This is a genomic window from Agromyces sp. SYSU T00194 (assembly GCF_040496035.1).
GTDB lineage: Bacteria > Actinomycetota > Actinomycetes > Actinomycetales > Microbacteriaceae > Agromyces > Agromyces chitinivorans.
In genome coordinates this window covers 2104956-2127306 of record NZ_JBEPJZ010000001.1, presented here as the reverse complement: position 1 = coordinate 2127306, position 22351 = coordinate 2104956, and the positions used below count along the sequence as shown (strand labels likewise).

Genomic DNA, 22351 nt, shown 5'->3' with positions numbered 1-22351 from the left:
GTGGTCAGAGGCCGAGGCGCGCGAGGAAGTCGTTGCGGAACACGCCGCGCGGGTCGTACCGCTCGCGGAGGGCGGCGAAGTCGGCCCAGCGCGGGTACAGCTCGGGCATGCGCGGCGCGGACTGCGCGAGGTCGAAGAGCTTGCCCCAGTGCGGGCGCGCCGCGAAGGGCGCGAGCAGTTCGCCCAGCTCGCGCACCATCGCCTCGACGGCCGGCTGGTCCTGTCGGCAGGTGAAGTGGATGCCGACGGCGCCGGTGCCGGCCGCGGGCGACAGCCAGAGGTCGTCGGCGGCCATGGTGCGGATCTCGGTGACGAACACGAGGGGGGCGACGGATGCCGCGTGCCGGCGCACCGCGTCGAGGGCCGCCGCCGCATGGCGACGCGGCACGAGGAACTCCGACTGCAGCTCCTCGCCCCTGGACGGCGTGAACCCGAGCTTGAAGTGCGGCAGGCGGTCGATCCACGGCCCCGGCACGCCCAGCTGCTCGGTGCAGTGGTCGGCGTCGGTCGACCCCAGGGGGTCGACCTTGACGGCGGCCCGGGGTGCGCCGAGCAGCTCGTCGGGCAGCTCGCCCGCGGCATCCGCCCGCCGCTTCACCCAGACCTGGTCGACCACGTCGGGGTCGCGCCAGGAGTGGAACATCGAGACGCTGTAGCCGAGGCCCGTGACCGCATCGAGGTCGGCGAGCACCGCGTGCATCGGGAGCCGCTGGAAGACCGTCTGGGCGACGTCGTAGGTCGGCTCGATGTCGAGCTCGACGTGCGTGACGACGCCGAGTGCGCCGATGCCGACGACGGCCCCGGCGAAGTCCGCGTCACCGCGGCGCAGCACCACCCGCTCGCCGTCGGCGGTGACGAGCTCGAGGGACGCGACCGCGCTCGAGAGCGTGCCCACCCGATCACCGGAGCCGTGCGTGCCGGTGGCGATCGCGCCGCCGACGGAGATGTGCGGCAGGGACGCCAGGTTCGCCAGCGCCCAGCCCTGTCGCTGCAGCTCGGCGCCCAGCTCGCCGTAGCGGATGCCCGCGCAGGCGCGCACCACGCGGCGATCGGCGTCGACCGCGATCTCGGCCGGCAGTGCGCCCGTGGACACGAGCACGCCGTCGGTGTCGGCGATGCGATTGAACGAGTGACGCGTTCCCAGCGCGCGAACCCGGTCCGCGGACCGGAGCACGTCGGCGAGCTCGTCGACGGATGCCGGTGCGACCAGTCGCTCGGCCCCGTATGCGAGGTTCCCCGCCCAGTTGCGTTCGTCCACCGTGGTCATGCGCGTTCCTCCCCGAACTCCGCGCCCGCGGGTCCGTGCACGGCGGGCATCCTCATCACTCTACGACCGGCCCGCGGTCGCGGGCTCGGAGCCGTGCATCAGCCGAGGGCGATCGCCGTCCACGAGACGGCAGGCAGCGTCACCGTGAGGGTGCCGCCGTCGAGGGCGACCGAGTCGTTCGGCGCGACCCCGACGCGCTCGGGCTGCTCGAGCGTGTTCGCGGCGTGGATGTCGTCGTCGGCGAGCGTGTGCGTCTCGAGCACCGCCACGTCGCCGAGGACGCGCAGGTCGATCGTCACGGTGGACTCCCCCTCCTGGGCGCGGTTCACCAGGAAGATCGCAGTGCGGCCCGACTCGTCGTCGTGGGTGGCCACCGCGTCGACGAGGGGCACGGTGCCGTAGGTGGTCGTCTCGTAGCGGTCGGACTCGATCTTCACCTCGAGCGCGCGCCCCTGCGCGAGGCGCGAGGTGATCGAGAACGGGAAGAAGGTCGTCTGGCGCCAGGCGGGGCCGCCCGGCTCGGTCATGATCGGGGCGATCACGTTCACGAGCTGCGCGAGCGACGCGCTGGTGACGCGGTCGGCGTGCTTCAGGAGCGAGATCATGAGGCTGCCGAACACGACCGCGTCGAGCACGGAGTACCGGTCCTCGAGCAGGCGCGGGGCGACGGGCCAGTTGTCGATCCCCTCGATCTTGTCGACGCCGTGGAAGCGCTGGAGGTACCAGACGTTCCACTCGTCGAACGAGATGTCGATGGTCTTGTCGCTGCGCCGGACCGCCTTGACGTGGTCGGCGGTGGCGACGACGGTCTCGATGAAGCGGTCCATGTCGACGCTCGAGGCGAGGAAGCTGCCGGTGTCGCCGTCGCGCTCCTCGTAGTACGCGTGGCACGAGATGTAGTCGACGTCGTCGTAGGTGTGGTGGAGCACGGTGCGCTCCCACTCGCCGAAGGTCGGCATGGTCGCACCCGACGACCCGCAGACGACGAGCTGCACGTCGGGGTCGAGCTGCCGCATGGCCTTCGCGGTGCGCGAGGCGAGCTTGCCGTAGTCGTCCGCGGAGCGGTGGCCGAGCTGCCACGGCCCGTCCATCTCGTTGCCGAGGCACCACATCCTCACGCCGAACGCATCGGTGCGCCCGTTGTCGATGCGGCGCTGCGACAGGGTCGTGCCGCCGGCGATGTTCGCGTACTCGAGCAGGTCGAGCGCCTCCAGGGTGCCGCGGGTGCCGAGGTTCACGGCGAGCATGAGATCGCTGCCCACCTTGTCGAGCCAGTCGGCGAACTCGTGCAGGCCCACCTCGTTCGTCTCCGTGGAGTGCCACGCCAGGTCGAGGCGCCGAGGGCGCTCCTCGCGCGGCCCGACCGAGTCCTCCCAGCGGAACCCGGAGACGAAGTTGCCGCCGGGGTACCGGATGGTCGTGACCCCGAGTTCCCTGACGAGATCGATGACGTCCTGGCGGAAGCCGTCGGCGTCGGCGCTCGCGTGGCCCGGCTCGTAGATGCCGTCGTACACGTGCCGGCCGAGGTGCTCGACGAAGCCGCCGAAGAGGCGCCGGTCGATCGGGCCGACCGAGAAGTGCGGGTCGATGGTGAGGTGGGCGGTGGCCATGGTGCGGGTTCCGTTCGGTCGCAGCTCGAGACGTCTCTACAACGTTGGAGTACAACGTTGTAGAGACGAGTCTGGACGTTCGGGACGATCATGTCAACGCGCGCCGACCGCGTCGCGAGCGGCCGGTGCCGCGCCCTCACGGCCCGGCGACCGGCGCCGCCGCGGGGGCGGACTCCCGCTCGACCACCGCGAAGTCCGCGAGGCGCACGCTCGGCGGCTCGGACCCCACCCGACTCCCGTCGATGCGGCCGACGAGCAGCTCCACGGCCGTGCGGGCGATCCACTCCCGCCCCGGGTCGACGCTCGACAGCGACGGGAGCGAGTACGCCGCCTCGTCGAGGTCGTCGAATCCGAGCACGGAGACGTCGCCGGGCACCCGGAGCCCGGCCTCCTGCAGCGCGCGGACCGCACCGAGCGCGAGGGTGTCGTTCAATCCGAACACCGCGTCGAAGCCGACGCCGCGCGCGAGCAGCTCGCGCATGCCGGCGGCGCCGTCCGCGCGGCGCCACAGCGTCTCCGCGACGAGCAGGCGCGGGTCATGGGCGATGCCGTGCGCCTCGAGCGCCTCACGGTAGCCGCGCAGCCGCAGCCCCGATGACCCGTAGCCCTCGTCGGTGTCCCCGCCCAGCACCGCGATGCGCCGTCGCCCGGAGCGGATCAGGTACTCCGTGCCGGCACGCGCCGCCTCGACGTTGCGCATGGTGACGTGGTCGGTCGGCCCGTCGAGGATGCGCTCGCCGAGCAGCACGAGGGGGTAGGGCACGGCGAGCTCCGCCGCATCCGCCGGCCCCATGCCGAGCGCGCTGAAGATCAACCCGTCGGTCATGCCCCGCCGCGGGCTGCGGAGGAGGTCGAGCTCGCGCCGTCGGTCGCCGCCGGTCTGCTCGACCAGGGTCACGAATCCCGCCTGCTCGGCGGCGGTGATGACCGAGTCGGCGAGCTCGGCGAAGTACGCCAGCCGCAGGTCGGGCACGGCGAGGGCGATCGCGCCCGTGCGCCCCGAGCGCAGGCTCCGTGCCGAGAGGTTCGGCCGGTAGCCGAGCTCGGCGATCGCCTGCTCGACGCGGTCGCGGGTGGCCGGGCGCACGTGCGGGTACCCGTTGATCACGTTCGAGACGGTCTTGATCGACACCCCGGCGAGCCGGGCGACGTCGTGCAGCGTCGTCGCCATCGCGGGCTCCTCCCGATCGGTGGGATCACCCTACAACGTTGTACTCCACGCCGGTTCAGGCGCGCGCCGCGCGCCGCTGGAGCAGGTCCTCCGCCGCCACCCAGGGCAGCATGGCGCACTTGACCCGCGCGACGTACCGCGAGGCGCCGGAGAGCGCGGCGGCGTCGCCGAACCGCTCCTCGTCGAGCTCGAGCGTGCCGCGCGAGCGCAGCACGGAGCGGAACTCGTCGATCAGGCCGGTCAGCTCCGCGTCGCCCAGTCCCCCGCGGTCGGCGAGCTCCTCCTCGACGAGCCCGGCGAGCATCGAGGCGCTGGCCTGCGAGATCGAGCAGCCCTGGCCCTCCCAGCCGACGCCGACGATGCGGTCGCCGCCCGCGTCGCGACGCAGGGCGAGGGTCACCTCGTCGCCGCAGGTCGTGTTGAGCTGGTGGCTGGTCTCCTCGCCGTCCTCGAGCCCGCGACCGTGGGGACGCTTCGAGTGGTCGAGGATGATCTGCTGGTACAGCTGCTCGAGCCCGCTCATGCCGCACTCTCCACGCCGAAGAAGCCCCGGATGCCGGAGACCGCGTCGAGCGCCCGGTCGATCTCGGCCGGTGTCGTGTAGACGCCGGCGCTGATGCGCAGGCTCGCGCTCAGGCCGAGGCGGCGGTGCAGCGGCTGCGCGCAGTGGTGGCCGACCCGCACGGCGATGCCGAGGTCGTCGAGCACCTGGCCGGCGTCGTGCGCGTGGACCCCCGTGACGTCGATGCTCGCCACCGCGACGCGTCCCTCGGCACCCGTGCCGCCGAGCACGCGGATGCCCGGCATGTCGGCGAGCCCGTCGTGCAGGCGGGCCGCGAGCGCGTGCTCGGTCGCCGCGATGCGCTCCAGCCCGACCTCGTCGACGAAGTGGAGCGCCTCGGCGAGCCCGATCGCCTGCGCCATGCGCGGGGTGCCCGGCTCGAAGCGCTGCGGTGCCGGCAGGAACTCGGCCTTCTCGAGCGTCACCGTCGTGATCGCCGACCCGCCGTACAGGTGCGGCGGAAGCGCGTCGAGCAGCTCCCGGCGCCCCCAGACGACGCCGATGCCCGTGGGCCCGTAGACCTTGTGGGCGCTGAACACGGCCGCGTCGACGCCGAGCTCCGCCGGGCGCAGCTCCAGGTGCGGCGCCGACTGGCAGGCGTCGAGCACGACGAGCGCGCCGACGGCCCGGGCGAGGGGCACGAGCGCCTCGAGCGGCGAGACGCGGCCCGTCACGTTCGAGACGTGCGCGACCGCGAGGATGCGCGTGCGGTCGGTGATCACGTCGGCCGCGGCATCCGCGTCGATGACCCCGTCGTCGTCCACCGGCACGATGCGCAGCCGGGCGCCGGTGCGTGCCGCGAGCTCCTGCCACGGGATGAGGTTCGCGTGGTGCTCCAGCTCGGTCGCGACGATCTCGTCGCCCGGCACGAGCGCGTGGCGCGGGAAGTCGGCGCCCGCGCCGCGACCCGTGCTCGCATGGCCGATCGCGGTCGCGAGCAGGTTGAGCCCCTCGGTCGCATTGCCGGTGAAGACCACCTCGTGCTCGGGCGCGCCGAGGTGACGCGCGACCGTCGCGCGGGCCTCCTCGTAGCGCTCGGTCGCCTCCGCCGCGAGCGTGTGCGCGCCGCGGTGCACGGCCGCGTTCGCCTCGGCGGAGAAGGCGCGCTCCGCGTCGAGCACTCGCAGCGGCTTCTGGGCCGTCGCGGCGGAGTCGAGGTAGGCGAGCGGATGCCCGTGCATCTCGGTGCGCAGGATGGGGAACTGCGCCCGGATACCGTCGAGCTCGGCCTCGGTCAGCGGCGCGGAAGTCACCCTGACAGGGTACGCGCCCGCGCTGGGAGGTCGGCCGCTCGCTGCGGATCCGCCGACGTGCGGCGGGGTTCAGCCGGCAGCGGCCGGCTCATGTCGCCACGGCGGTCGCCACGCCAGTCGCTCCCGCTCGAGTGGCCGGGCGAACGGCGCCCAGAGGATGAGCGCGACCCCCGCACCGACGAGCACGCCGCCGATGGTGTCGGTCAGCCAGTGGACCCCCAGGTAGGTGCGGCTCACCAGCATCAGCACCACGTAGGCCGAACCCGTGGCCCACACCCAGACGCGCGGCACGATGACGCCGAGCGTCACCGCGATCGTGGTGGCGTTCGCCACGTGCCCCGAGGGGAAGGACCCGAAGTCGCTCGTGACGAGCATGTCCTCCGGGCGGGCGCGCCCGTACAGCTGCTTCAGCAGCTGGACGAGCCCTGCGCTCGCGATCGTCGCCGCGAGGTAGTAGCCCGCGCCCCACGGGCGGCGCAGCAGGAGCAGCACCACGATCGTGACGATCGGCACCACGAACACGCCGATCAGCCCGCCGCCGAGGCGATCCATCACCGTCGCGAGCCAGATGCCGGCGGGCCCACGGATCTCGAGGATCTCCTCGGCCCACTCCTCGTCGACCTCGACCGGGAGGCCGTCGAAGCGGGCCGCGATCAGCAGGCCCAGGCCCGCGGCGAGCAGCACCGCGGCGATGCCGCTCAGCAGCGGGATGCGACGGCGCCGCACGCGCGCGTCGGCCACCGCCTCGGTCGTGCCCGTGGCATCCGCTCGCCCGTCACGGCCCGGGGCATCCGCTCGCCCGTCGTCGTCGTGCTGACCTGCTCCCCCGCCCATCCCGCCACGCTACCCGCCATCGCGGCCGAGACCCGTCGAATTCCTGCGCTCCCGGGTGCGAGAGCGCAGCGTTTCGACGGGTCTCGGGGGGGGTCAGTCGGAGAGCGGCGGGACGGTGCGCGGGCGCACCACGACCCAGAGGGTGAGGATGCCCACGGCGATCGCGATGCCCATGACGGCGCCCATCGGGGTCGACGAGGCGACGCCCAGCAGGCCGATCAGCGGCGAGATGAGGCCGGCGAGCCCGAAGTTCAGCGCGCCGAGGAGCGACGCGGCGGTGCCCGCCTCGGAGCCGTGGTGGGCGAGCGCCAGCACCTGCACGGCCGGGAAGTTGAAGCCGCAGGCCGCGATGAAGAACCAGAGCGGGATGATCACGCCCCAGAGCCCCGTGCCCGCCTGGTCGAGCACGACGATCGCGATCGCCATGGAGAGCTGCACGATCGTGGTCGTCGCGAGGATCCACTGCGGCCCCACGTCGAGCTTCGACATGAGGCGCGAGGAGGTCTGCACGCCCGCGACCACGCCGATCGAGTTGGCGGCGAAGAGCAGGCCGTACTGCTGGGCGTCGAAGCCGTAGACGTCCTGGAAGACGAACGACGACGCCGACAGGTACGAGAACAGGGCGGTGAAGTTCATGCCGCCGATCAGTGCGACGCCGATGAAGATGCGGTCGGTGAAGAGCGCGCGATAGCGCTGGCCGATGGTCGAGTGCCCGGCCTGGTGGCGACGCTCGCGCGGCAGGGTCTCGACCAGCAGCACCAGCACCGCGACGAGCACCGCGGCGCCGTAGCCGGCCAGCACCCAGAAGATGCCGCGCCAGTCGGTCACCAGCAGCAGCTGCGACCCGAGCACGGGCGCGATCACGGGGGCAAGGCCCGACACGAGAGCGAGGCGCGACAGCATGCGCACGAGCGGCTTGCCGCCGAACAGGTCGCGCACCATGGCCATCGCGACCACCGCGCCGGCGGCCGCGCCGAAGCCCATCAGCAGGCGGAACGCGCCGAGCCAGAAGATGTCGGGCGACAGCGCGGCGCCGACGCAGGAGAGCACGTGGAGCACGGTGGTGAGGATGAGCGGGAGCCGTCGGCCGATCTTGTCGCTCCACGGACCGACCACGAGCTGGCCGAACCCGAATCCGACCATCGTGCCGGTGAGCGTCAGCTGCACCGCCGCCGCGGTGACCCCGAGGTCGCCCTCGAGCGCGGGGAACGCGGGCAGGTAGAGGTCGATCGTGAACGGGCCGAGCGCGGTCAGCGCGCCGAGCACGAACACGTAGGTCAGCCGCTGGCGACGCGTCAGCGCGTCACCGGCGTGCGGGGTCCGGGCGTCGCCCGGGAGGATGATCGGGATGGGGCTGGTCGCGGTCACTGCGCTCCTGTCGGAGGGGTCACGGGCGATGCGCGCCGTCGGGCACCGTCTGGGGCGGAAGGGGAGATCGGCGGGCGACTGGCCGCGCCGGCGGACCGACCGGATCGCGGCGCGATCTCGAATCGATTCGATGCGTGCGATCAGTCTAGCGCCGGGAACCGACGCGCCGAAACCCGCACGTCAGCCGGCGAGCGCCTCCGCGGCGAGCCGCGCACCGGCCTCCTCGAGCCACGCGAGGGGGTGCGCCATCGCCTCGGAACCGCTGCCCGCCAGGTCGGTGAGCGACACGGATGCCGCGAACTCGCCGGTCTCGGCCGTGATCGCGCCGGCGACGAGCGCGACCGGCACGCCCGCGGCGAGCGCCGTGGCACGCACCTCCGACGGGACCTTCCCCGCCTCCGACTGGCCGTCGAAGCGTCCCTCCCCCGTGACCACCAGGTCGGCGCGGTCGACCGCCGCCGCGAGCCCGACCGCCTCGGCCACGGCCGCCGCGCCGCTCACCGCCACGGCGCCCCAGGCGAGCAGCCCGTACCCGGTGCCGCCTGCCGCACCGGCACCCGGGGTGTCGGCGCCGGGCGCGCCCGCGCCGCCCCTCGCCGCGCGCAGCACGCGATCGAGGCGCGAGAGGTTCGCGTCCATCCGCGCCACCGCCGCGGGGTCGGCGCCCTTCTGCGGGCCGAACACCGCGGCGGCGCCCGCCGGTCCGAGCAGCGGGTTGGTGACATCGGAGAGGATCACCGCTCCTCCGGGCGGGAGCGGCCGGAGGTCGTCGAGGTCGATGCGGGCGAGGTCGCCGAGACCGCGGTTGCCGGGCGCGACCGGTGCGCCCGAGGCATCCGTCGCCCGGGCCCCGAGCGCCGTCAGCGCGCCGAGCCCGCCGTCGGTCGACGAGCTGCCGCCCAGTGCCAGCAGCAGCCGGTCGACGCCCGCATCGAGCGCGGCCGCGATCGCCTCGCCGAACCCGATGGTGTGCGCGTCGAGCGGTCGCAGCGGATCGAGCAGCATGATGCCCGAGGCGCTCGCCAGCTCGACGACGCCGACCTGCTCGCCCTCGGGCCCGGTCAGGCGCAGCCACGCCGTGTCGACCGGGCGCCCGTCGGGCCCGGTGACGCGCACCGGCACGCGCTCGGCGGCCGGGTCGGCCGCGGCGAGCGCGTCGATCGTGCCCTCGCCGCCGTCGGCCATGGGGCGCGCGAGCACCTCGTCGCCGGGCGCGCGGCGCAGCCAGCCGTCCGCGAGGGCCGCGGCCGCGTCGGCCGCCGTCGCGGTGCCCTTGAACGAGTCGGGCGCGAGCACGATCCGACGGCTCACGCGCGCTCCTCCAGCAGCCACGCCACGGCACGGCGCAGCAGGGCGACGTGCTCGGGGCTCTCGTACGAGCGCAGGTCGTGGCCGAGTGCGTCGTAGACGAGGCGCGTGCGCCCGGTCTCGCGCGCCCAGACGAGCGGATGCCGCTCGCCGTCGTAGGTGTGCTCGACGAGCGGCTCCACGTGCTCGCCGAGCACCAGGTCGGTGTAGCGCTCGTCCACGAGGGAGAAGTCGTCGGCGCCCGCGACGATCGGGTGCGCGTCGCGGTGCACGTGCAGCTCGGCGACGCCGAGCGGCGGGTGGAAGGAGACCTCGGAGTTCCACTCGCCGTCGAGCAGCTCGCGCCACTGCGGCAGGTCGCGCAGCGACGCCGCGGCCGCGTGGATGCCGAGGAGCCCGATGCCGCGCTCGACCGCCGCGGCCAGGTTCGCCCGCTCCGCCTCGAGCACCTCGGGCGCCGGGGTGCGTCGCTCGCGCTCGGGCAGCAGGGTCGCGTCGACCAGCGAGCGCCACGGGTCGCCGGTGTGCACCACCAGCAGGTCGACGCCGTCGAGGCCGGCGGCCAGCCGCGCATCCGTGTCGTGCACGATCTCGACGGTCAGGCCCTCCTCGACCAGCAGGTCGGCCAGCGCCTGCGACGTGTCGATGAACGGGTGGAACGGGTCGTCGTAGCGTCCGTGCCCGGACAGGATCACCGCGGTGGGCATGCCCGTCCTCCTCTCGCCCAGGGATGCGTACTCCGTATTCTGCACCCCCGCGGCGGGGCCCGCGTTCACCGGGTGAGCAGCGCGGAGCCGAATGGCTCCAGCACCACCTCGGCGACCTCGTCGCCGGTGGCGAGCTCACGGCCGTCGACCGCGATCCGCACCGTCGCGTCGCCGAAGTTGACGAGCGTCACGAGCTCGCCCCGGCGTGCGGCCTCGACGGTCGACGGCAGGCCGGGCACCACGGGCTCGACCCCCGCCGCCGCGAGCACGTGCCCGGCGACCAGGTCGGCACCGGCCTCGTCGGGCACCGTCCCGATGTACCAGGCGGAGCCCGCGCCGGCGTCGTTACGGGTGAGCACCGGCGCACCACGCAGCCGGCCGTCCGCGTAGCGCGCGACGACGGATGCCTCCTCCACCAGCAGCTCCTCCGCGAGCAGGGTGCCGGTGAAGGCCCCGAACGTCGCGTCGACCAGTGCCGTGCGCGCGCCCGGGCCGGGGTCGTCCACGGGCACCAGGGCACCGAAGTCCTCCACCCGCAGGCCGAGCACGTCGCCGAGGAGGGTCGTGTAGCCCCCGTCGCGGAGCCGGTCGTTCGCGTCGACGACGTCGGTGAACGGGCCCGCGAGCAGGTGCCCGCCCCCCTCGACGAACCGGGTCAGGGCGGCCCCGCCCGCATCGCGCAGCAGGTACAGCAGCGGCGCGACGGCCAGGTCGTACCGGTCGTCCACCCGCTCCGGCGGCACGATGTCGACCTGCATGTGCCGGCGGTGCAGCGCCCGGTACCAGCGCCGCACGACGGCGAGGTAGTCGAGGCGGTTCGAGGGGTGGTCGGGCGCCTCGACGGCCCACCAGTTCTCCCATTCGAAGACGAGCGCGACGCGCGCGTCGCGTCCCCCCGCCGGCAGCTCGGGCAGGGCGGCGAGCGCGGCGCCGAGCGCGGTGACCTCGCGCCAGGTGCGCGTGCCCGTGCCCGCGTGGGGCAGCATCGCCGAGTGGAACTTCTCGGCACCGGCGCGCGACTGGCGCCACTGGAAGAAGAGGATGCCGTCGGCGCCGCGCCCCACGCACTGCATCGAGAGCGCGGCCATCTGGCCGGGCGCCTTCGGCGCGTTCGCCGGCCGCCAGTTCAGCGCGTTCGTGGCCTGCTCCATGAGCAGCCACGGCACCCCGGGCTTCAGCGACCGGACCAGGTCGCGCTGGAAGGCGGCGTCGCGGAACGACTCGGGGTCGTTCGGGTCGGGGTAGGCGTCGTCGGTGACCACGTCGACGTGCTCCGCCCAGCGCGAGTAGTCGGCGGGCTTGAACGGCCCCATGAAGTTCGTGGTGATGGGCTGGGTCGCGCCGGCCCCGCGGATGATCGCGCGCTCCATCAGGTAGCACTCGAGCAGCATGTCGCTCGTGAACCGCTGGAAGTCGAGCAGCTGCCCCGGGTTGTGGCTGTACGGGGCCGCCCGCGGCGGCAGCACCTGGTCGAACGCGGTGTAGCGCTGCGACCAGAAGTCGGTGCCCCACGCCGTGTTGAGCGCGTCCACGGTGCCGTACCGGTCGGCGAGCCAGCGCCGGAACGCGTCGCGCGCGTTGTCGGAGTAGTCGGCCGGCACGTGGCATCCGTACTCGTTGTTGACGTGCCAGAGCACGACGGCCGGATGCCGCGCATAGCGCTCGGCGATGGCGGTGACGAGCTCGGACGCGAGCCGCCGGTAGACGGGCGAACTGGGTGCGTACTGCTGCCGGCTGCCGGGGCCGAGCACGGTGCCGTCGGCGAGTTCCGGGAGCATCTCGGGGTACGCGGTCGTGGCCCACGGCGGAGGCGACGCGGTCGCCGTCGCGAGGTCGACCGCGACGCCGCCCTCGTGGAGGAGGTCGATCACGCGATCGAGCCAGCCGAAGTCGAACTCGCCCTCGGCGGGCTGGATGCGCGACCACGCGAAGATGCCGAGGCTGACCATGGTGACGCCGGCCTCGCGCATGCGGGCCACGTCGTCGGGCCAGACCTCCTCGGGCCACTGCTCGGGGTTGTAGTCGCCGCCGTAGTGCATGTCGGTTCCTCGGGTGCTGGAAGGGATGATGGCGCGGTCGTGCGCCGGCGGGCCGATCGTGCGGGAGCCGGGCCTACTGGTCGTCGTCGTCGCGCCGCGGGCGCTCCGGCACTGCGACGATGGCGAGCACCGCGCAGCCGAGCGCGGGCACGACCAGCGGCACCAGGGTCCACGCCATCACGCCGACGAATCCGACCGCGCAGACGAGGTAGAGCGCGCCGCGCACGTCGGTGCGCACGTAGCCGGGCACCGCGCGGACCGCGGCGCGCCAGCCGCCGCTGCGCGTCCATTCGCCGGCGGCGATGCAGAGCACGAGGGCGAGCGCGACGAGGCCGATCCAGCCGACGACGCCGATGAGGTCGCCGCCCGGCAGGGCGCCGGTGGCGACCAGCGCGAGGTCGGAGACGAGCAGCGCCGCGACGAGGGCCGCGACGAGGCCCACCACGACGCCGCCGCGGAGGGAGTCGCGCAGGTCGCGCCAGAACCCGGCGATGCGCGAGTCCTCGGCGTTCAGGTAGCGGCGGAGGTGGCCGACGCCCGCCGCGAACGCCGCAGGGAGGGTCACGAGCGGCAGGGACGCGACCGCGACGAGCACGCCCACGAGCAGCACCTCGCCGAGCAGCCCGAACGCGCCGGTGGCGCCCGGGAAGCGCGCGATGGGACGGTCGCCGAGCGTCGGGCCGGCCCCCGAGAGGTCGTCCCGCCGTGCCGCGCGTGCGCTTCTCCGGTCCATGCTCAGCCCTTCAGCCCCTGGGTGGCCACGCCCGAGACGAGGAACCGCTGGAACACGAGGAAGAACAGCAGGATCGGGATCAGCGCGAGGAACGAGACCGCGACGGTGGCGCCGTAGTCGCTGGTCGAGGTCTGGTCGTTGTACAGGCGCAGCGCGATCGGCAGCGGGTACTTCTCCGGGCTCGACACGTACAGCAGCGGCGCGAGGAAGTCGTTCCAGGTCCAGATGAACGAGAAGATCGCCGAGGTGATCAGGGCGGGCCGGATCAGCGGGATCGTGATCGACACGAAGGTGCGGATGTGCCCCGCCCCGTCGATGCGCGCGGCTTCGTCCATGTCGCGCGGGATGCCGCGGATGAACTGCACCATGAGGAAGACGAAGAACGCCTCGGTCGCGAGGAACCTCGGCAGGATCAGCGGCCAGTACGTGTCGATCATGTCGAGGTTGTTGAACAGGATGTACTGCGGGATGATCACGACGTGGAACGGCAGCAGCAGCGTGCCGATCATCGCCGCGAAGAAGATGCCGACGCCGCGGAAGTTCACCCGGGCGAACGCGTACGCGGCCATCGACGACGACAGCAGCGTGCCGATCGTGGCCATGACCGCGATGAACAGGCTGTTCGCGAAGAACCGCCAGAGCGGCACCCCGGCGATGCCCTCGAGCACCTTGACGTAGTTGTCGACGGTCGGGTTCTCGGGCAGCAGCGCCTGGTTCTGCCCGAACTCGGCGTTCGGCTTGAACGTGGAGACGAACAGCCACACCATCGGGTAGAGCACGATGATCGTCAGGATCGCCAGCACGACGAACCAGATCAGGGTGTTGACGGTCTTGCGCTTGATGCGCCGGCGCGGCTGGGGCTCGGTCGCGGCCTCGCCGAACTCGACCTTGGGGACGTCGGTCGCGGTGCTCATCGGTTGTCTCCCGTGTAGTGGACCCAGCCCCTGGAGGTGCGGAACAGGATGGCGGCGATGATCGCCACCGCGATCACCAGCACCCAGGCCATCGCCGAGGCGTAGCCCATCTGGAGGTCGGCGAAGCCGCGCTTGTAGAGGTACAGAGTGTAGAAGTTGGTCATGCCGGCCGGGCCGCCCGACCCGTTCGAGATGATGTACGCCGACGCGAAGACCTGGAACGCGGCGATCAGCTCGAGCAGCAGGTTGAAGAAGATCACCGGCGAGAGCATCGGCATCGTCACCGACCCGAACTTGCGGAACGGGCCCGCGCCATCGACCTCGGCCGCCTCGTAGAGCTCGCGCGGCACCTGCTTGAGGCCGGCGAGGAAGATCACCATCGGTGCACCGAACTGCCAGACCGCGAGCAGGATCATCATCGGCACGACGAGCGAGACGTTGCCGACCCAGCCGCCGATGTCGATGCCGAGGAAGCTCAGTCCGTTGTCGACGGGACCGTCGGTGGAGAACATGGCGCGCCACACGATGGCGACCGACACCGACGCGCCGATCAGCGACGGAGCGTAGAACGACGACCGGAAGAACCCGGCGCCGCGATCGCGGTAGTTCAGCAGCATCGCGATGCCGAGCGCGGCAGCGAGCTTGATCGGGGTGCCCACGAGCACGTAGACGAGCGTGATCGTCACCGACTGCACGTACACCGGGTCCTCGGTGAACATGCGCACGTAGTTGTCGAAGCCGATCCAGCGCGGGTCCTGGAAGAGGTTGTACCGGGTGAACGACAGGTACAGCGAGTAGATCATCGGGCCGATGGTCAGCCCGAAGAAGCCGACCAGCCACGGCGCGAGGAACCCGTACCCGGCGAACGCCTCGCGGCGCCGCGCCCTGCGGCGGCCCGGAGAATGCGGGATCTTCTGCGTCCGCCGCGGCGCGGCGGCGCCGAGCTCCTCGGCCTCCGCCGTGATCACGGCGCGTGTGGTGGTGTTGCTCACGATGTCTCCCGGTACTGGATGTGGCGAGGGTACCCCGTTCCGCGGGCCTGTCCGCGGGGCGGGGCTCCCGGGGCCGCGTGCCTGATCGCGGCCCCGGGAGTGCACCGGCTACTGGTTCAGGACGACGTCCATCTCGGCGAAGAACTGGCTCACGGCCTCGTCGACGGTGAGCGTGCCGAAGCCGAGCTCGGTGCCGATCTGGCGGAACTTCTCCTCGAGGGTGCCGTAACCGACGATCGGCACGGGCGGGGCGTCGCCGAGGCGGTCGGCGATGGACGCCTCGTAGTCGGCGATCTGCTGGCTCAGGTCGTCGAGCTGCGCCGCCTCGAGGGCCGTGGTCGAGGCCGGGAGGCCGCGGTTGGTGCCGAAGATCTCACCCGACTGCGGCGAGTTGATGAGGAAGTTCACCAGCGTCGCGGATGCCTCGGGGTGCTCGGTGTTCGCCGCGATCGTGTGCAGCATGGAGGGCTTCAGGTACAGGTCCTGCGCACCCTCGACCGTCACCGGCGGAGCGATGAGGCCGAGCTCGGTGTAGTCCTCGCCGAGGTTGCCGAGGTAGCCGGCACCGAAGTTGTCCCAGGTCAACTCGCTCGCGGTCTTCGCCGAGTCGAAGCCCGAGACCGGGTAGATCTCCTCGAGCTCCTGCTGGCTGATGACGGCGCCGCTGTCCCGGATGTCCGCACCCGACTCCCAGAACTCGGCGAGGCGGGCCTCGTCGAACCCGGGCTCGCCCTCGTCGCTGAAGACGTAGGAGCCTTCGGAGCGCAGCTGCACCTCGAAGTTCTGGATGCGACCGGTCCAGTCGGTGCCGCCGTAGACGGCGCCGCCCGAGGCATCCGTCACCTCGGCCATCCAGTCGTTGTAGTCCGCCCACGAGCCGCCGGCGAACTCGTCGACGCCGGCCTGCTCGAGCAGCACGGGGTTGGTGTACATGCCCCAGGCGTTGGTCGAGGTCGGGATGCCGTAGGTGGTGCCGCCGACCACGCCGATCGAGAGGATGTTGTCGCTCAGCGGCTCGGTCTCGATGAGGTCGCCCAGGTACGGGTCGAGGTCGAGCAGCAGCCCGTTCTCGGAATACTGGCGCAGGTACGAGTAGTCGAACTGCATCACGTCGGGCAGGCCGCCTCCGGCCGCCTCGGTCTGGCGCTTCTCCCAGAACTCGGGGAAGCCGAGGAAGGTGGAGTTCACCGTGATGTTCGGGTACTCCTCCTCGAACGCCGTGAGGACCTGGTCGTAGAGGTCGGCGCGCACGTCGTTGCCCCAGAACGCGAAGTCGAGGGTGACCTCCTCGTTCGGGTCGAACTCCCCTGCGCCGTCGTCGCTGGAGCAGCCCGTCAGTGCGAGGCCGGCTGCGGCGGTCATGGCCGCTGCGGCCAACACCCCGCGGCGCTTGCGAATGCTGAACATCGTTGTCCTCCCGGAAACGTCTCTGTCTGCCTGGTGCCTGATCCGACCGGTTCGGTCCGGTCGGAACGCTTGTGGGAAAGCGTTTCCCCTACGGTAGCTGAGACGATTCAAACGGTCAACCGCGAATTGGGAACGCTCACGGTTTCGTTGCCGAGCCGTGAGCGTCGCGCGAGGCGCGGCCGGGCCGTTCGAGGCCCTATTCCTCGGCTGAGGCACGAATCTTCGCCCTCAGCCGAAGATTCCGCCCTCGGCCGAAGAGCCCGCCCTCAATCGCCCATCCCGTCTTCAGCCGATGAGCGGATGCACCGGGCCGCGGGTGCACTCCAGCCGCCCGTCGACCACGGTGAGCGTCGCGGCGTGCACCGTGCTGAGGCGCGCCGCAGGGGCATCCGCAGCCGCCACCTCGCCGCCGTCCCACCACGGATGCGTGAAGTAGTAGAGCAGCGCGCGGTCGCCGTCGACGACGACGTCGCCGTGCCGGCCGACGGTGCGGTCCTCCGGGTGCGGCCCGGGCTCGGCCAGGATCACCGCGTCGAGTCCACCCTGCCGTTCCCAGTCCACCGCGTCGTCCGACCGGTACACGCCCATGCCGCGCCACTCGTCCACGAGCATCCACCACGAGCCGCCGAGCGCGAAGACATTCGGGCCCTCGTGCGGTCGACCGCCGATCGCCCGGCCCTCGACGCGCCACGTGCCGAGGTCGTCGCTGACGGCCGCCCACGTGGTCGAGTCGTCGGCCTCGTCCTTGTACCAGAGCCGCCAGCGGCCGTCGGGGCACCGCGCGACCGCGGCGTCGATCACCCGGTCGCTCGAGAGCGCGAGGTCGCCGACCGCCGTCCAGTGCCGCAGGTCGTCGCTGCGGTACTCGCGGATGCGCCGCGGATGCCCCTCCCACCGATCGGGCACGCCCGCGATGACCGTGAGGTACATGCGATAGCGCTCTCCGTCGAAGATCACCTCGGGCGCCCAATGCGTGTTCGGGCCCGCCGGATCGCCCGGCGCGTCGAGCCCGTCGAGCGTGCCGACGTACGCCCAGTGCACCCCGTCGTCGGAGTGCGCGACCGCGATGCGGCTGCCGTGCACCCAGGCGACGCCGGGCTCGTCGGCGCACGGGCGCCGTTGGGTGGTGAACATCCACCACTGGCCGGATGCCTCGTGGCGGATCACCGCCGGATCGGTCGGGCCGCCCGTGACCGGGTCGTGGTACGACAGCGGCTCGCCCGGGAACACGCCCGGTGCGGATGCCGGACCGGCCGCCGACGCCGACGACGCGCTCCCGCCGCGCCCGGCGCCCCGCGTCCCGCCCGTCGCCTCGCCCGGCCCCACGCTCACGGTCCCGGTCGGCGTTCGGTCACGTGGCTCTCGAGGCTCGCGAGCCGCGCGGCATCCTCCCTCAGGGTCGCGGGCGTGACCCGCGCCCCGTCGTGCGCGGCCGACGAGTAGATCGCGGTGACGAGCTCGAACGAGCGCGCGGGCGCGGCGAGCGTCGCCGCCGGCGCGGCGCCCGGCGCGAACGACGCGTACGCGTCGCGCAGGAACGGCAGGTGATCGCTCGCCTCCTCCAGGTCGGGGAGCGCCCAAGCGGCGACCTCGGCCTCGTCGACGCCGGGCGCGGGCGTGATGCGCCAGTGCTCGTGCCCGTGGCCGTAGAGGTGGTCGACCGTGATGGTCGCCCGCTCGGTGTCGATGCGGATCGAGCTCGTCTCCCGCGGCGAGACCGCGCTCGTGATCACCTGCGCGACGGCCCCGTTGGCGAAGCCGATCGTCGCGGTCGAGACGTCCTCGGTCTGCGTCTCGCGGTCGAGGCGCCACAGGTCGCCGCGCACGCTCGTCCAGTCGCCGAGCAGCCAGGCGAGCAGGTCGATCTGGTGGATGCCGTGCCCGAGCGTCGGACCGCCGCCCTCGGTCGCCCACTTCCCGCGCCACGGCACGGCGAAGTACGCGGGGTCGCGGTACCAGAGCGTCTGGCAGGTCGCGACGAGCGGGCGGCCGAACACGCCCGAGGCGAGCAACGACTGCACGTGGGCGGCGGCCGTGCCCGTGCGCTGCTGGAAGACCACGACGAGGCGCCGGTCGTTGCGGTCGGCGGCGGCGGTCATCTCGTCGAGCTGCGCGAGCGAGAGCGCTGCCGGCTTCTCGCACACCACGTGCACGCCCGCGTCGAGCGCGGCGATCGCCTGCTCGGCATGCACGCCGGGCGGGGTGCAGACGTGCAGCACGTCGGGCCGCGCACCGGCGAGCATGGCGGCCAGGTCGTCGTACACGGCCTCGGCGCCGAACCGCTCGGCGAACGCGTCGGCCGCCTCGCGCACGTGGTCGGCGACGCCGACGATGGGCACGCCGAGCGCGCGGAGCGCCTCCGCGTGGGCGTGGGCGATGGCGCCGGTGCCGACGATGGCGGCGCGGAGCAGCGTGGTCATGCGTGGTTCCCTTCGAGGTCGGTCAGGTCGACGAGTTCGGCGGGCTCGAAGCGGCGGAGCCGGCCGCACATGCCGAACGCGGGCGTCGTCGGCACGGTCGCGACGCGGCCGTCGGCGAGATGGTCGGCGTACCCGACCGCGAGGGCGTCGAACTGCGCCTCGCTGGCCGCGGCGATGCGGGCGACGGATGCCTCCCAGAGCGCCCGCCAGGCCGGCACGCGCGGTGCGACCAGCTCACCCGCCCGTTCGTACAGGCGCGCGAGTGCGTCGGCGTCGACCCCGCCGTCGGTCCTGCGCAACGCGGCGAATCCGGCGACGGCGAGGTCCCGGCGGCGCATCGCGGCGGCGATCCGGTCGGCCTCGGGGGCATCCGCTCCCGGAAGCGCCGCGACCTCGGCGTAGCGGGACGGGTCGGCGAGCACCTCGTCGGGGAAGGTCATCACGGCGTCGCCCGCCTCCGGCAGGCCCGCGTTCTGCATGATCACGCGAACCGACAGCCCCCCGCGATTGATCGCTCGGTGGATCACGCCCGGCGAGAACCAGACGACGGAACCGGGCGCGAGCATCGTCTCGCGGAAGCCGGACGCGTCGATCGTCTGCACGGCACCCTCGCCCGCGACGACGACGTACGCCTCGGTGGAGACGGCGTGCAGGTGCGGCGTGCCGCCCGCGAGCCCGTCGGGCGCGACCCCGTCGTACACGTCGAGCTCGGAGACCGACGTGCCGCCGGGGAAGTCGGGGCGGGGGCGGGCGTCGCCCCCCGCGGGAGCATCCGTCGTCATCGCTCCCCCAGCAGGTCGTCGAGCCGTGCGCCCGCCGCTGCGGCGAGCGACGCCGCCCGCTCGGGATCGGACGCGCTGTCGGCGATCACGACCCCGTAGCGGAGCGACATCGCCGCGCCCGGAGCGATCTCGTGCTCCTCGCTGAAGAAGGGCGCCGGGCACAGGCAGGCGAACTCCGCGCTCCGCGCGAACCACTGCGGCGGATGCTGCAGGTTCGCCGGGTCGTCGACCATGACCACGGTCGAGGCGCCGTCGACCTCGTCGTGGCGGCCGGAGAACCCCATCCACGGCGCGCGCGTGCCGCGCAGCTCGTCGCCGCCGACCACGCCGGGCGCGAGCACGTCGCCGCCGGTGAACGAGCGCGGCCCGCGCCAGAAGAGCCCGCCGTAGCCGGCGTTCTCGCGCCCGCGGGTCGTGGGCGAGCCGATCGGGATCGACCGGTCGGCGCGGTTGGTCATGCGGGTCGCGAAGCCGAGGAGCCAGGCGTCGTCGGCGATGACGGATGCCGCGAGCGTGCGCTCCTCGTCGAAGATCGCCTCGCCGGCCTCGGTCACCCAGCTCAGGCGCTCGACGACGCGCGGGCCGGCGCCGGAGGCATCCGTTCGCTCGAAGCCCCGGTGCAGCTGGCTGCCGTTGTTGGGCAGCTGCACGTACCCCTCGCCGCGCACGAACGTCGGGCCGCCCCAGAAGTTCTCGTCGCCGACGACCGGGAGTGACCATGCGATGCCCTTGTGCCAGACGTGGTCGTGCGGGCGGTAGAGCGAGACCGTGCGACCGGCGCGGGTGCGGATCGGGCTGAGGTACGGGCGGGGCGACTCGTAGGTGGGGTGCGCGGGGCGGAAGACGTACTCGGCGAGGTTGACGTCGCCGTCGGCGATGGTGAGGCGGTCGTCGGCCTGGTCGATGCGGAGGTCGGGCATCGGGCTCCTCGGTTCGTGTCGATCCGCGCGTGTCCGCGCCGTTGGGAAAGCGTTATCCAGCGTACACGCCCGCGCGTTGTGCGCAATGCCCGTCGAGCGTTCGCCGCACTGCCATGATGACCGCATGACCATGATCGGCGCCCCCGAAGCGGGCGCGCAACCGGCCGGGCGCGACGCCGAATCGGGCGATGAGCCGGACGCCCCACGCGACAGTCGCGGCGGCCCCGGCGGTCGCACCGCCCCTGGCACTGGCAGCGGCCGCGGCCGCACCATCGCCGGCGTGATCATCGGCACCCTGGCCGTCGCCGCACTCGCGGCATGGGCGATCTGGGCCGGCCTCGGCGCGAGCGCCCTCGCCGGGGTGCGGGTCGTCACCGACGCCGAGCCGCTGCGCTGCGAGGGCAGCGCGGTGCACCTGACGTCCGACCCGTGGAACTCGGAGTTCCTCCAGCCGATGGCCGAGCTCACGCCGGGCATGACCTGCGAGTTGCGCGTGCACGTGGTCAACGGCGGCTGGACCGACGTGACCGTGCGCGAGATCTCGCTCAGCGGAATGGGGAGCGGCAACGTGCTCGGCCTGCGGGTCGAGCACGTCTCCCCGAACGGGCCGGAGCAGTCCTCGCGGGCCCCCGACGCCTTCGACGCGCACTTCGAGATCCTCGGCGGGCTCGTCGTTCCCGCCGGCACCTCGCAGGTCTTCACCGCCCTCGTGAGCTACGACGGCGGCGCCGAGATGGTCGAGTGCGGATCGCAGGGGTGGAACCCCGTCGCCGTGCGCGTCGAGACGAGCGGCGCCTCGCGCGTGGTCCGTCCTGCCGACGAATACGCGATCTGGTTCTTCGAGGGCGACCTCGCCGAGTGCGTGGAGCTCGGCGCGGCGGCGGTCGACCTGCGTTCCGACGACTGAGCGGACGCTCCGAGTACGCGAACTGCGGAAATCCCGCCCCTATACCCGCACTTCGCGTACTCGGTGGCGCCCGTGCCGCACGACCGAGTACGCAACGTGCGGAAACCGCGCGTGCGTTTCCGCGCATTGCGTACTCGGTCGGTCGGGGCGGCGCGGTGCGGGCGCGTCACGCGGCGAGACATCTGGACCGCGGCGCGGGCGGTGGTGCGAGCATGGGCGCGTGAGTCCACGTCCGCCCGCGCTCGTCGCCGTGTCGCACGGCACGTCGTCGCCCGAGGGGCGCGCCGCGGTGCGGGCGCTGTTCGACGCGGTCGTCGCGGCATCCCGCGAACGATGGGGAGCGGATGCCCCTGAGGCGCGTCTCTGCCACGTCGACGTCGAGCAGCCCGACGTGCCGTCGGCGCTCGCGACGCTGCCCGACGGTGCATCCGCCGTGCTCGTGCCACTGCTGCTCTCGGCCGGGTACCACGTGCACGTCGACCTCGCGGAGGCCGCCGCCGAGTCCCGGGCCGACGGCCGCCCCGTCGCCGTCGCCGACGCGCTCGGGCCCGACGACCGGCTCGTTCCCGTGCTGCGACGGCGCCTGGCGGCCGCGGGCGCCCGCGGCGACGACGCGGTCGTGCTCGCCGCCGCCGGCTCGAGCGACGCCCGCGCGGTCGACGCGTGCCGCGTGATGTCCGCCCGCCTCGCCCAGGCCTCCCCCGCTCCCGCGCCCGAACCCCCGAGACCCGTCAGGAGACTGCGCTTCCGCGTGCGGAAGCGCAGGAAGTCGACGGGTCTGGAACCGCACCCGGTGTCGATCGGGTTCCTGTCGGCGGCGGAGCCGCGGCTGGACGACGCGGTGCGGGCGGCGCGCGACGCGGCCCGCCCCGGGGGCCGGGTCGCCGTCGCGAGCTACCTGCTCGCACCCGGGTACTTCCAGGACCTCGCCGCCGCCGGCGGGCCCGACGTCATGGCCGCGCCGCTGCTGCGCCACGACGAACCCGCGCCGCCGGAGCTCGTCGCGATCGTGCTCGATCGCTACGCCGCGGGCGCCGCCGCCCTCGCGTGACGCGCTCCGCGACGTGTGTGTTACGCGTTGCGTGACCCCGCATGACCCGGCGTGACACGGCGCCCTACCGGCATCCGCTCGACCTTACGTACCGTCGGGACCGCAC

20 protein-coding genes are annotated in these 22351 nt (G+C 73.1%); 2 read left to right on the top strand and 18 right to left on the bottom strand.

Going from position 1 to position 22351, the window contains the following annotated elements; genetic code table 11:
- Window positions 1-4: 4 nt before the first annotated feature.
- From ABZK10_RS09805 to ABZK10_RS09720, 18 genes are all read right to left on the bottom strand, one after another.
- On the bottom strand, window positions 5-1267 hold the full coding sequence (locus ABZK10_RS09805) for an FAD-binding protein (protein WP_353809004.1): 1263 nt from the start codon (window positions 1265-1267) through the stop codon (window positions 5-7).
- A 98-nt stretch (window positions 1268-1365) separates the two neighbouring features.
- Entirely contained in the window at window positions 1366-2877 is a 1512-nt protein-coding gene (arfA, locus tag ABZK10_RS09800; protein ID WP_353809003.1) for an arabinosylfuranosidase ArfA, read from the bottom strand.
- Between the two features lie 136 nt (window positions 2878-3013).
- Window positions 3014-4048, bottom strand: a complete 1035-nt coding sequence (locus ABZK10_RS09795; protein WP_353809002.1) for a LacI family DNA-binding transcriptional regulator — start codon at window positions 4046-4048, stop codon at window positions 3014-3016.
- A gap of 55 nt (window positions 4049-4103) precedes the next feature.
- Window positions 4104-4571 carry a Fe-S cluster assembly sulfur transfer protein SufU gene (gene sufU / locus ABZK10_RS09790; RefSeq protein ID WP_353809001.1) on the bottom strand — a complete coding sequence of 156 codons (468 nt, stop codon included), beginning with the start codon at window positions 4569-4571 and terminating at the stop codon, window positions 4104-4106.
- Window positions 4568-5863, bottom strand: a complete 1296-nt coding sequence (locus tag ABZK10_RS09785; RefSeq protein ID WP_353809000.1) for an aminotransferase class V-fold PLP-dependent enzyme — start codon at window positions 5861-5863, stop codon at window positions 4568-4570. The genes sufU and ABZK10_RS09785 overlap by 4 nt, the downstream gene beginning before the upstream one ends.
- Window positions 5864-5932: 69 nt before the next feature.
- The gene (locus ABZK10_RS09780) at window positions 5933-6697 is read right to left on the bottom strand and encodes a phosphatase PAP2 family protein (RefSeq protein WP_353808999.1); all 765 of its coding nucleotides are present in this window, start codon (window positions 6695-6697) and stop codon (window positions 5933-5935) included.
- A 93-nt stretch (window positions 6698-6790) separates the two neighbouring features.
- Window positions 6791-8065 (bottom strand): multidrug effflux MFS transporter, encoded by a 1275-nt coding sequence (locus tag ABZK10_RS09775; protein ID WP_353808998.1) that lies wholly within the window; start codon window positions 8063-8065, stop codon window positions 6791-6793.
- Between the two features lie 180 nt (window positions 8066-8245).
- Complete coding sequence (locus tag ABZK10_RS09770; RefSeq protein ID WP_353808997.1) at window positions 8246-9376, bottom strand: glycerate kinase; 1131 nt, start codon at window positions 9374-9376, stop codon at window positions 8246-8248.
- Window positions 9373-10080, bottom strand: coding sequence for a ThuA domain-containing protein (locus ABZK10_RS09765; protein ID WP_353808996.1), 708 nt, complete (start codon window positions 10078-10080; stop codon window positions 9373-9375). Before ABZK10_RS09765 ends, ABZK10_RS09770 begins: the two co-directional genes overlap by 4 nt.
- A gap of 65 nt (window positions 10081-10145) precedes the next feature.
- Entirely contained in the window at window positions 10146-12119 is a 1974-nt protein-coding gene (locus tag ABZK10_RS09760; protein ID WP_353808995.1) for a beta-galactosidase, read from the bottom strand.
- A 73-nt stretch (window positions 12120-12192) separates the two neighbouring features.
- On the bottom strand, window positions 12193-12852 hold the full coding sequence (locus ABZK10_RS09755; protein ID WP_353808994.1) for a hypothetical protein: 660 nt from the start codon (window positions 12850-12852) through the stop codon (window positions 12193-12195).
- Between the two features lie 2 nt (window positions 12853-12854).
- Window positions 12855-13766, bottom strand: coding sequence for a carbohydrate ABC transporter permease (locus ABZK10_RS09750; protein ID WP_353808993.1), 912 nt, complete (start codon window positions 13764-13766; stop codon window positions 12855-12857).
- A complete protein-coding gene (locus ABZK10_RS09745; protein ID WP_353809649.1) occupies window positions 13763-14677 on the bottom strand; it encodes a carbohydrate ABC transporter permease in 915 nt (304 codons plus the stop codon). The genes ABZK10_RS09750 and ABZK10_RS09745 overlap by 4 nt, the downstream gene beginning before the upstream one ends.
- 189 nt (window positions 14678-14866) lie before the next feature.
- Window positions 14867-16165: an ABC transporter substrate-binding protein gene (locus ABZK10_RS09740; RefSeq protein WP_353808992.1), complete on the bottom strand. Its 1299-nt coding sequence runs from the start codon at window positions 16163-16165 to the stop codon at window positions 14867-14869.
- Window positions 16166-16450: 285 nt separating this feature from the next.
- Window positions 16451-17497: a family 43 glycosylhydrolase gene (locus ABZK10_RS09735; RefSeq protein ID WP_353808991.1), complete on the bottom strand. Its 1047-nt coding sequence runs from the start codon at window positions 17495-17497 to the stop codon at window positions 16451-16453.
- The gene (locus tag ABZK10_RS09730) at window positions 17494-18585 is read right to left on the bottom strand and encodes a Gfo/Idh/MocA family protein (RefSeq protein WP_353808990.1); all 1092 of its coding nucleotides are present in this window, start codon (window positions 18583-18585) and stop codon (window positions 17494-17496) included. Before ABZK10_RS09730 ends, ABZK10_RS09735 begins: the two co-directional genes overlap by 4 nt.
- Window positions 18582-19367, bottom strand: coding sequence for a cupin domain-containing protein (locus ABZK10_RS09725; protein ID WP_353808989.1), 786 nt, complete (start codon window positions 19365-19367; stop codon window positions 18582-18584). Before ABZK10_RS09725 ends, ABZK10_RS09730 begins: the two co-directional genes overlap by 4 nt.
- Window positions 19364-20287, bottom strand: a complete 924-nt coding sequence (locus ABZK10_RS09720) for a DUF6807 domain-containing protein (RefSeq protein WP_353808988.1) — start codon at window positions 20285-20287, stop codon at window positions 19364-19366. Before ABZK10_RS09720 ends, ABZK10_RS09725 begins: the two co-directional genes overlap by 4 nt.
- Window positions 20288-20567: 280 nt before the next feature.
- Between ABZK10_RS09720 and ABZK10_RS09715 the strand changes: the two genes are divergently transcribed.
- Together ABZK10_RS09715 and ABZK10_RS09710 are read left to right on the top strand one after the other, a co-directional pair.
- Complete coding sequence (locus tag ABZK10_RS09715; RefSeq protein ID WP_353808987.1) at window positions 20568-21194, top strand: hypothetical protein; 627 nt, start codon at window positions 20568-20570, stop codon at window positions 21192-21194.
- A 220-nt stretch (window positions 21195-21414) separates the two neighbouring features.
- Window positions 21415-22245: a sirohydrochlorin chelatase gene (locus tag ABZK10_RS09710; protein WP_353808986.1), complete on the top strand. Its 831-nt coding sequence runs from the start codon at window positions 21415-21417 to the stop codon at window positions 22243-22245.
- Window positions 22246-22351 lie beyond the last annotated feature (106 nt).

Coding starts and splice junctions, on each gene's coding strand:
- ABZK10_RS09725 (WP_353808989.1), bottom strand. CDS start 19,367: ATGACGACGGATGCTCCCGCGGGGGGCGACGCCCGCCCCCGCCCCGAC.
- sufU (WP_353809001.1), bottom strand. CDS start 4,571: ATGAGCGGGCTCGAGCAGCTGTACCAGCAGATCATCCTCGACCACTCG.
- ABZK10_RS09780 (WP_353808999.1), bottom strand. CDS start 6,697: ATGGGCGGGGGAGCAGGTCAGCACGACGACGACGGGCGAGCGGATGCC.
- ABZK10_RS09805 (WP_353809004.1), bottom strand. CDS start 1,267: ATGACCACGGTGGACGAACGCAACTGGGCGGGGAACCTCGCATACGGG.
- ABZK10_RS09730 (WP_353808990.1), bottom strand. CDS start 18,585: ATGACCACGCTGCTCCGCGCCGCCATCGTCGGCACCGGCGCCATCGCC.
- ABZK10_RS09795 (WP_353809002.1), bottom strand. CDS start 4,048: ATGGCGACGACGCTGCACGACGTCGCCCGGCTCGCCGGGGTGTCGATC.
- ABZK10_RS09750 (WP_353808993.1), bottom strand. CDS start 13,766: ATGAGCACCGCGACCGACGTCCCCAAGGTCGAGTTCGGCGAGGCCGCG.
- ABZK10_RS09755 (WP_353808994.1), bottom strand. CDS start 12,852: ATGGACCGGAGAAGCGCACGCGCGGCACGGCGGGACGACCTCTCGGGG.
- ABZK10_RS09765 (WP_353808996.1), bottom strand. CDS start 10,080: ATGCCCACCGCGGTGATCCTGTCCGGGCACGGACGCTACGACGACCCG.
- ABZK10_RS09720 (WP_353808988.1), bottom strand. CDS start 20,287: ATGCCCGACCTCCGCATCGACCAGGCCGACGACCGCCTCACCATCGCC.
- ABZK10_RS09760 (WP_353808995.1), bottom strand. CDS start 12,119: ATGCACTACGGCGGCGACTACAACCCCGAGCAGTGGCCCGAGGAGGTC.
- arfA (WP_353809003.1), bottom strand. CDS start 2,877: ATGGCCACCGCCCACCTCACCATCGACCCGCACTTCTCGGTCGGCCCG.
- ABZK10_RS09740 (WP_353808992.1), bottom strand. CDS start 16,165: ATGTTCAGCATTCGCAAGCGCCGCGGGGTGTTGGCCGCAGCGGCCATG.